3 protein-coding genes are annotated in these 8,291 nt (G+C 64.5%); 1 reads left to right on the top strand and 2 read right to left on the bottom strand.

Annotation, left to right across the window (positions count from 1 at the left end; translation table 11 throughout):
• Nucleotides 1–213: 213 nt before the first annotated feature.
• Both AC30NL_RS16075 and AC30NL_RS16070 read right to left on the bottom strand, forming a co-directional pair.
• A complete protein-coding gene (locus tag AC30NL_RS16075) occupies nucleotides 214–1,044 on the bottom strand; it encodes a hypothetical protein (RefSeq protein WP_489465007.1) in 831 nt (276 codons plus the stop codon).
• Between the two features lie 745 nt (nucleotides 1,045–1,789).
• Nucleotides 1,790–1,969: a hypothetical protein gene (locus AC30NL_RS16070; protein WP_489465006.1), complete on the bottom strand. Its 180-nt coding sequence runs from the start codon at nucleotides 1,967–1,969 to the stop codon at nucleotides 1,790–1,792.
• A 429-nt stretch (nucleotides 1,970–2,398) separates the two neighbouring features.
• Here AC30NL_RS16070 and AC30NL_RS16065 point away from each other — a divergent pair, with 429 nt between their 5' ends.
• Nucleotides 2,399–8,209 carry a transglutaminase domain-containing protein gene (locus AC30NL_RS16065; RefSeq protein ID WP_489465005.1) on the top strand — a complete coding sequence of 1,937 codons (5,811 nt, stop codon included), beginning with the start codon at nucleotides 2,399–2,401 and terminating at the stop codon, nucleotides 8,207–8,209.
• The last annotated feature ends 82 nt before the right edge of the window (nucleotides 8,210–8,291 follow it).

The raw sequence follows: 8,291 nt of genomic DNA, 5'->3' as shown, positions 1-8,291 counted from the left end.
TCGTCGTTGCAAATGCTCGCCATAGCCAAGCTATGGCTGCGCTTTGCGCCTAGATCAGGCGCCTTTTGACGTGCTGCTCGGACACGTTCGAAATACTCCCAACCTCTCAGTCTTGTCCAACGAGGTGTGATCCTGACCTGGGCGTGACCACTGGCTATGCCTCGGCGCAGGTCAAGCGGCTGGTGGCACGGGCGCTGTCTGGCCAGCCGCTGGTCAAGCGCTATGCCGTGAGTTCGGGACGCTGTCGGGGCCGGTCTGGAAGGCCTGCCGCCCCAGCTCCATCGCGTCGGCCTGCGCGAAGGAAGGCGGATCTTCGCTCTGATAAAACGACTTCAAGCGGTTCTTGACCGCCTGGAACACCTTATACAGTTGCTCGTCCACCTGCTTTTGGAAAGCCGGGTTGGTCTTGTAGAGCACAAACGCGCCGGCCGAGATCACGCCCGATGCGACCAAGGAGTTCACGACAACAAGTCCGGCTCCCGGAGCGGACAAGGACTGATGGAGCACCGAGGCTGCGATTTGCGAGCGGCTCAAATCGACCACGTAGCTACTGCCCATGGACACAAGCGCCGACAAAAGCTGTATGCGACTCAGCGCTTCCTCCTTGGTCTCATTCTCGCTCTTGAACCGGGCCCTCAGCGTCTGAACTGTCGCGGTCTGCATGACCCCGGTCAAGCCGGCGCTGAACGTGGTGTCGAGAGTAATTTGGAAGCCCGACTGGAGCAGCGATTGCGCCGCGCCGGAACTCACGGTTTGGCCCAATGCTGCCGCTTCCAGCACCGAGAGGATCAGGTCGGTGGCGGCCTGCACCGCATGCACCGGCGCGGCACCTTGTACCCTCGCAAACAAGGCCTCGGCGTAGCTCGGCTCGGCGTGGACATCGAACGAGGGCTGGTGATCTCCCTCGATCTGCACCACGGTATGTTGCGAAGATGTCGGGACAGAGGGACCGGCGTTCGGGTGGCCCGGCGTCGCGGAAGCCGGAACTGTAGACGGCAATATCTGCAGATCGTGCGACGGCGGCGCATCGACCTGGATGATCACGTCGCGGCTCTGGCGAGGAGTGCTTTCCCGCGGCGGCAACGCCCCTTGAGGCGGCAACGCCGACCGGGGCGCTATCGGAACGCTGTTTGAAACCGACCTGCCGGGCGGGCCGTCGCCCAGCGAGGCGAGCTGCTGGTGGCGATATGCCAGGGGGCGCGTCAGCGCGGTCGGCGTATCACTGCCGGCACTTACGTGCTGGGGGCCAACGCGCGTGCCCGCTCCATCAATTCTTCGCATGAGATGACCTTTCGTAGCGGACCCGCTCCCAAAAGAGGTCGGGATCGCAATCCCCTCAATTTTTCCAGGGGCGCCAGGAAGCGGTCGACCTGGCGCGAAGCCGTGTGTCGAAACACGAAGGGGATGCGCTCTTTGTCGCAACGCTCCTGTCTTGGTAGTGGGGGCCACTGGCCAGCATGGGGTAGATGGTGCGCAGCATCTTGTGCGCCAGCGCGATGATCAATTTCTTGTGGCTTTTGCGCGGCTGCACTTGTTGCGTCGCCGTCGCGCGACGCACCCCGATCGGGCAGGAATCGCGTCCACATCGCACAAGCGGCTTTGCACACCGCATAGGGCCATTCTGGAACTTGCGTGGTGCCCTTCGGATTCTTGACCACCAGTTCGTACCGATGAACTGAGCGGAGCGTGGATGCTGTTGCAATCCTCGAAAGATGAGCTGTCCTTGGTTTGAGGCGAAGTCATCGTTCCTGCACTTCCACGATCATGAAACTCAACCCGCTTCGCTGCATCAAAGACGCTTCCTCTTCTCGCCAAGACCCTGTGCCCGCACCAGAAGGGCAAGCGCGAAGCAGCCGCAGCGCAGCCCTGGGTAGCGTCCCTGGCCTTTCTCGACGTCCTCAGAGTCCCAGCGCCACACCTCCACGCACAGCTTCGCCGGCGCAGCGCCTGCCTGAGCGGACGAACGCATGGGCACAAGTCCCATCGTCTGGCGGCGGGCCCATTCCGCGCGCTACCGTCGAATCAAGCGAACCCGTGTCCATTGGCGAGCCGATGCGAACGCACGTTGATTCGACACTTGATCGAACCCAATTGGCCGAAGGCGTGCCGACTCGAATCGCGCCGCAGATCACGCGCCAGATTGCGCCCCACATAGCGCCCCACATAGCGCCTCACATAGCGCCTCACATAGCGCCTCACATAGCGCCCCGCATTGCACGCGAGGCCGCGCCGAAGGGCTCGCTGCTCGAATGCCTGAACGAAGGTGCAGGACACCCCATGATCGTCATCGGGTCGCGGCAGCTCACGAACGCACGCCGCGCCTTGCAGAAGGCACTGGCTGAATCAGGCTGCCCCTTCGTCTATGCCGACGACGCCACCATGTTGCGAGACCTGGAGCATGACGTGCGCATCGAGCACGGCCAGCCCGTGCGTGCCGATGGGCCATTTCGCCGGTTGCTCGGCAGTGGCGGCAACGCTGCTGCTGAACCTCAGCAGCGACGAGGGCGTTCCCCGCTTCAGCCACCGCCAGATCGAATCGCTCAACACGCTGATGGAAGAGCAGATCTGGGATGGCCGCCCCATCCCCTGCCAGGACAAGGGCCAGCGCGTGAAGATCGTCTTTCTCGTCGACGAGCCCACCTCGCTGACCCAGATTGCCTCGGGGGCACTCGCTTCGCGCATCAGCCTGCGCGAGGACATCAAGGCCAGCACCTTCGAAGCGGCGCCCGACCCCGTCATCCATGCCGCAGTCAGCCACAGTGCCGACGAGGCTTTGGTCATCGACCTGCAAGACGACAGTGCATCGTGGCAGAGCACCCTGTTCGGTGGCCCCGAACTCACCCTCGCGCAGACCTGGCAGCATGGGCCAGGTGCACTGGAGGGATTCGACTTCAGCCGGCAATTGCTCGTTTTGCGCAACCCGCCGGCAGACCCTCGATTGATGGATCAAGTGTTGGCCTGGCTGGCCAAGCACCCTGAGTCCGTGCGCCTCGAACACGGCTTGCCTGGGGACGAAGCAGCCCAGCGGCTGGCGCGCAAGCAACCCGCCGCCGATTTCGAGCGCATCCTGCACACCCGCCCCGACACCATTTGCACGCTGAGCCAGGGCAATATCGACGAGGTGCTGCACGGCGGCTACGGTGCAAGAAACGACACCCTGGCCCGACTGCCTTCGACGCTGTCGCAGGCCCAAGCCAATGCGGGCACACAACGGCCCGTCATCCTCGTCACGGAACCCCTCACGCCCCAGGTGTGGGATCGCTTGATGCAGCACACCGAGCACTTCGCCGTGGCCGTCGCGCCCGGCGTGCAAGTGGATGAGCGGTATGGCGCGCATGTGGCCACGGCCAGCCGCATGGCTCCCCTTGCCGCGCCATCCATCGACGACTTGAGGCAGGCCAGCACCTGGCCCGCTCCGGTGACGATCCTTCACAGTGCCGATCCGACCCTCGTCGACCCGAGCCTGCCCGAGGACTGCACCCGCATTCACCTCACGCCCGCGACCCGCAGCGACGAACTGCTCTACAGCCTCAAACGCCAAGCGCCACAAGAAGGGCCCGAGCTGCCCGGTCTGCAGGTGCAGACCCACCGACTCGTCGAAGACCTTCAGGCCGGCAAGTTCGTCGCGCTATACGGCCTGGAGACCAACCCCAGCCTCGTGCGCGACCTGGCCCCGCTGCTGCATCCACCGCACATCCTGGCGATCAACGGCGAGCGCATTGCCGTCAATGGCCGGCTGATCGTGGTCAGCCCCGATCGCCAGCTGATCGAGCGCCACGGACTCACACCCGCGATGCAAGACCCCGCCCCCACCGGCCAAGCATGGCGGCAGGCCGTCACGAACCGACTCGTTGCCGACCTGGTATCGGCCCGGCAGGCAGAGAAACTACTCGCGCCCGTCGTCGAATGGTTCGACACCTTGCAGCGGGCCGGCGTCATGCCGCACCAGGATCCGCCAGTACGCTACGCCACGGTGCACACGCTGTGCCGTACCCTCACCAAGCTCAGGGCGTCCGGCCGATCGCCCGACCCTGAAGAGGCGCGCCTCGTGCGGTCGCTGCTGAAGGACATGCTCATCGGCGACTATCGGCGCCCGGACCAAGTCCACGACACCCGCTATGCCCAGCTCAAAGCGTGCTTGAAAGTCCTGCTGGCGGGCGAGATGAGCGAGATGCCCAAGCAGTCGGTGGACCTGTCGCGGCTGAAGGACCTGCTGGCCCAGGTCAGGCACCCGCGCGACATCGAGACCCTGGCCTGGCCGTTCCTCAATGCCTTCAGTCCGGATGTCATCGAGCGCGTCATTGGCACGCCAGTGTCGTCCGCGGTCGTTCCGAGCGCGCAGTCCGGCATCGCGGCCAAAGTGCTGGATCTGGTCTGCGCCCAGGCGCGTGCGCACCGCGTCGAGTTGCCCCCGCTGGTGGCGAAAGAGCCATCGGCGCGGTCGCGGGTCAAGGTGATGCGCAGCTACGCTCGCCCGACGCCGCTGGGACGCGATCGCAAGCTGATGGGCAAAGTCGAGCAAGCGCAAGCCCAGGGCATCTTCCTGAAGGGGCCGCCCGGGACTGGCAAGACGCACCTGGTGGAAAGCCTGAGCCAGGGCAGGCCGCTGTTCTGGGCTTCGATCGTCCATGAAGGCACGACGGCCTTCGGCGAGCGACTGCAGGCATGGGCCGTCAGCCAGCCGCCGGGCACCTTGGTCGTCGATGAGGCCAACCTGGCACGTCCGGGCAATCTCGCGATGCTGAAGGGCGTGTTCGCCGACCGCAGCCTGCACCTCAACGGCGTGGTCCACAAGCTCGAGGCCGACCACCGCATCATCTTCACCGGCAACGCCGACAGCCTGCCGGGGCGCAGCCCGCAACAGGTAGCGCAGGAATCCTTCGCGACCGTGCAGTTCAAGTCGATGCACACCGACTTCCTGCGCAAGGCCTTCGTCGAGCCCGTGATCGAGTCGTCGCTGCGACTTGGTCTCGGCCCTGAAGTGGCCCGGATCGGCGATCAGATCCTGCAAATCCACGAACGGCTGCAGAAGGTCTTTCCCGGTACCGGGCTGTCCCCGCGCGACCTTGAGGAATGCCTGGCGCGAGCCTTGACCCAACGGCAAGCCCGTGGCCCGCAAGATCTTGCGCCGATGCTCGCCAGCGTGGCGCTGCAGGTGTACGGTGCGAGCTTGCCAAAAGAGAGCCTGCCGATGGTGCAGGCCTGGCTGCGGCATCAGCTGCGTGTCCCGGCGGGCGCCGGGCTACCCGAGCTGTTCGATGCGCAAGCCATCGGCCACGCGCTGCAGGAACAGCAACTCGCGCCGACCAAGAGCACGCTCGCCCTGGCCGGCGCCGTCGATGGGTGGCTGCGATCGCAAGGCGCGCGCGAAACATTCAATCCGAAGAACGGCACGCTGGGCAAGGGCGCGCTGCTGATCGAAGGGCCGGCCTCGCGCGGCAAGGATGCCGTGGTCAAGGCGATGCTTCAGGCGCAGGGCAAGCGCGAAGGCATCGCCTTCGTGCACCTCAATGCCAACCCCAACGACCTCGACGGGCTGCGCGCGGCGGTGACGAGTGCACGGGAACGCGGGCAGGTCCTGCTGGTGTCGGAATTGAACCTGCTGCCCAGCGGCATCCTGGAAGGGGAGTTCAACACGCTGCTGACGGGGCAGACGGGCCAGCCGGCCGCCCCGGGCTTTGCGCTCATCGCCACGGTCAACGCGGGCTATGCCGGCCGCGAGAGCTTCTCTACCGCGCTGCGTAACCGCATGCAGCTGCTGACGCTGCAGGACTACGCGCCTGAGGAGATATTGCCGATCGCCCGTGCGCATGCGCAGAAGCTCGGCGCGCAAGCATCGTCGGCAGGATCATCGGGTACTGCTGCCGCACCTGCCGTGGCCGATGACAAGCTGCAGGAACTGGTCGACAGGCACATTGATCTGCTGGGCAAGCTCCACGGGCAACCCTCTGAGTTCCGGCCCGGAATCCGGCAACTGCGCGATGCGCTGGCGCTTCTTGCGCGGGGGCCGATGATGACGGTCGAGGAGGCCTTTGCGGGTCAATACGGCTTCTACCGACGTCTTGCCGCGCAGGGGCCGGTGGTACCTGTGGCATCCGAAAACGCCCCTGAAGAACAGCTTGCCCGGCAGCTTCGCACGGCACTGGGCCTCGCATATCCCGGCGTGTGCCAACCGGCCTTGCGTGCCGACCCCATGCTCTCGGTTGCGCTTCCGCTGGACTACGACGCAAGGCAGCATCAGCTTCGCTTCAGGCCAGACGGCGAGCCTGAGGAGTTGACCACCTACATGCTCGAGGAGGCACGGCGGGGCCGACTCTTTGCAGGCGAGGCGGTCGCAGACGACGGCTCGGTAGACGCTGGCACCGTGGGCCGCTTGCCCGGAAGCTTCAACCCGAGCACGGGGTTCCGGTCCGGCGTCGGCTCGCCCCTGGAAGAGGGTGACGCTATCGGGCATATCACGAACGCGGGCCGTGGAGACGGCTATCTCGTCACGTCTCGTGCGACTGCGGATGGGCGGGAGTGGGCGTTGGCAGTACGTCACGAAGGCAATCACCCTGTCGCCAACCAGGCTCCAAGGATCGCCCTGAAAGAGACGTTGATCTCGCTCGTGGGCAGTGAACGACGCGTGTACTTCCCGGTGCCGCTCAATCGGCGGCCCGCCGCGGTTCGACTGGGCGATCACCAGCCCGGCGCCGTTCACCGCGACGAGCGAGGCGGCTGGTATGTGCTTGCGCAAGGCCAGGGGCAGATCGTCCGATCGGTGACGTACAGCCTCGTCGACGATATCAACGCAGACAGCGAGGCAGACAACAGGCTGCCCGACCTTCCGCCTGAGTTCCGTGACCTCGAAGGAGCCTTCAAGCCGACTCTGGCCGAGCAGATCCGGCTTCTGTCCGCCCAACGTGTCGAAACTCAAATGAGCGACGTCGTGGTCGCCAACAAGCTCGCAGCAATATTCCGTACAACCTTGCAGTACTCCGGTGACGATGCCAAGGCGCTGAATGACACGTCTTCGGTTGGGCAACGGTGCAAGCGATTCTTGAGCGTTGGCCAGGGCGTCTGCTACGAATTCGCCCACAGCTACGCTGCGGTGCTGATGCAGTCGTTCGGTATTGCCGCGCGCGTGTGCCACGGACGCGTCGCGCCTTCGGGCAAAGGAATCTCGAACGTGCCACACGCCTGGGCTGAAGTGAGGGATGGCGAAGAAGGGCACTGGCACTCCGTGGAGACGACGTCTCCTGACCGCTCGTGGGCCGGGCCAATGGGAGAGAGCCAGGCGGCGCGGGAAAGCTTGGCGCCGGGCGAAGCCGGAGCCGTCCGAAATCGAATTGGCGAACCCTCGGGTGAGGAGAGTTCGTACCAAAAGCGTATCCCTCCGTTGTCGGGGAAGAACCTGTTCGATGAGACGTTCGAGCCCGAACTTCTGGAAGGCATCTCACTCGATGCGTTGGGATTGGCGAGCAGCAAACTGCAGCGAGGCGCCGCGCAGTACCACCCGACCACGGGTGTGCTCGACTTGAAGCAGTTGATTGCCGGGGAGCCGGACATGTTCCGCCGCGCGGCGTTGAGTGAGGCCATCGAGGCGCGCACGTTGGTCATCGAGGATCTTCCACCTTCCACAGGCAACGACGAGGACTGGAAGCGCTTCTGGTTCATGATGTCCAAGCCGCTGGCGGCCTTGATGCGCAAGGGCGTACCGGTTCTCATCCGCAACGACAGGGGCACATTGCAGCCTGCGGCCTTCTACAACGATATCAAGAAGCGTTGTGAGGAGCGCGCGAGCGGGGCGGTCTCACCGTCGGATGACTTGCCAGACGGCTCGGCAGTCATCGGCAGGCACAGCAACGAATTGCTCGGCAAGATTTCCTCGCAATACTTCGAGTCGTTGCTGCGAGTCCACTTTGTCGATCCTCAGCGCGACGACGACATCAAGCTATGCGTTCTTTACCATCTCTGCGCTCACCTGGATCACGGCTTCAAACTGGGCCCCGCGGACCTTCCGATCGAATTTACTGTCCATGGCCGGCATATGCAAATCTCAGCCAAGGATTTTCAAAAGTTCCGGCGGTTGGCCAAGTGGGAAATCCAACGCTTGACGCAGCAGCACTCGACGGGGAAGTTTTCCACCGACGTGGCGGGTGGGGGTGATGCGGCACGCGATATAGGCGATTCCTTGCTGAGAATATGGTGGGTTGCACTAAACCGCTGACGCGGTAGTCCTACCGCCCAGACCGGGCCGTTTGCATGGCGCGGTATCCCTGGCGCCCTGATTGGAGAACGATGGAGGGGCT

The organism is Rhizobacter sp. (genome assembly GCA_021153565.1).
Taxonomy (GTDB): domain Bacteria; phylum Pseudomonadota; class Gammaproteobacteria; order Burkholderiales; family Burkholderiaceae_C; genus Albitalea.
This window is presented reverse-complemented; position numbering and strand designations above follow the sequence as displayed.

Coding starts and splice junctions, on each gene's coding strand:
- AC30NL_RS16070 (WP_489465006.1), bottom strand. CDS start 1,969: ATGCGTTCGTCCGCTCAGGCAGGCGCTGCGCCGGCGAAGCTGTGCGTG.
- AC30NL_RS16065 (WP_489465005.1), top strand. CDS start 2,399: ATGACGTGCGCATCGAGCACGGCCAGCCCGTGCGTGCCGATGGGCCAT.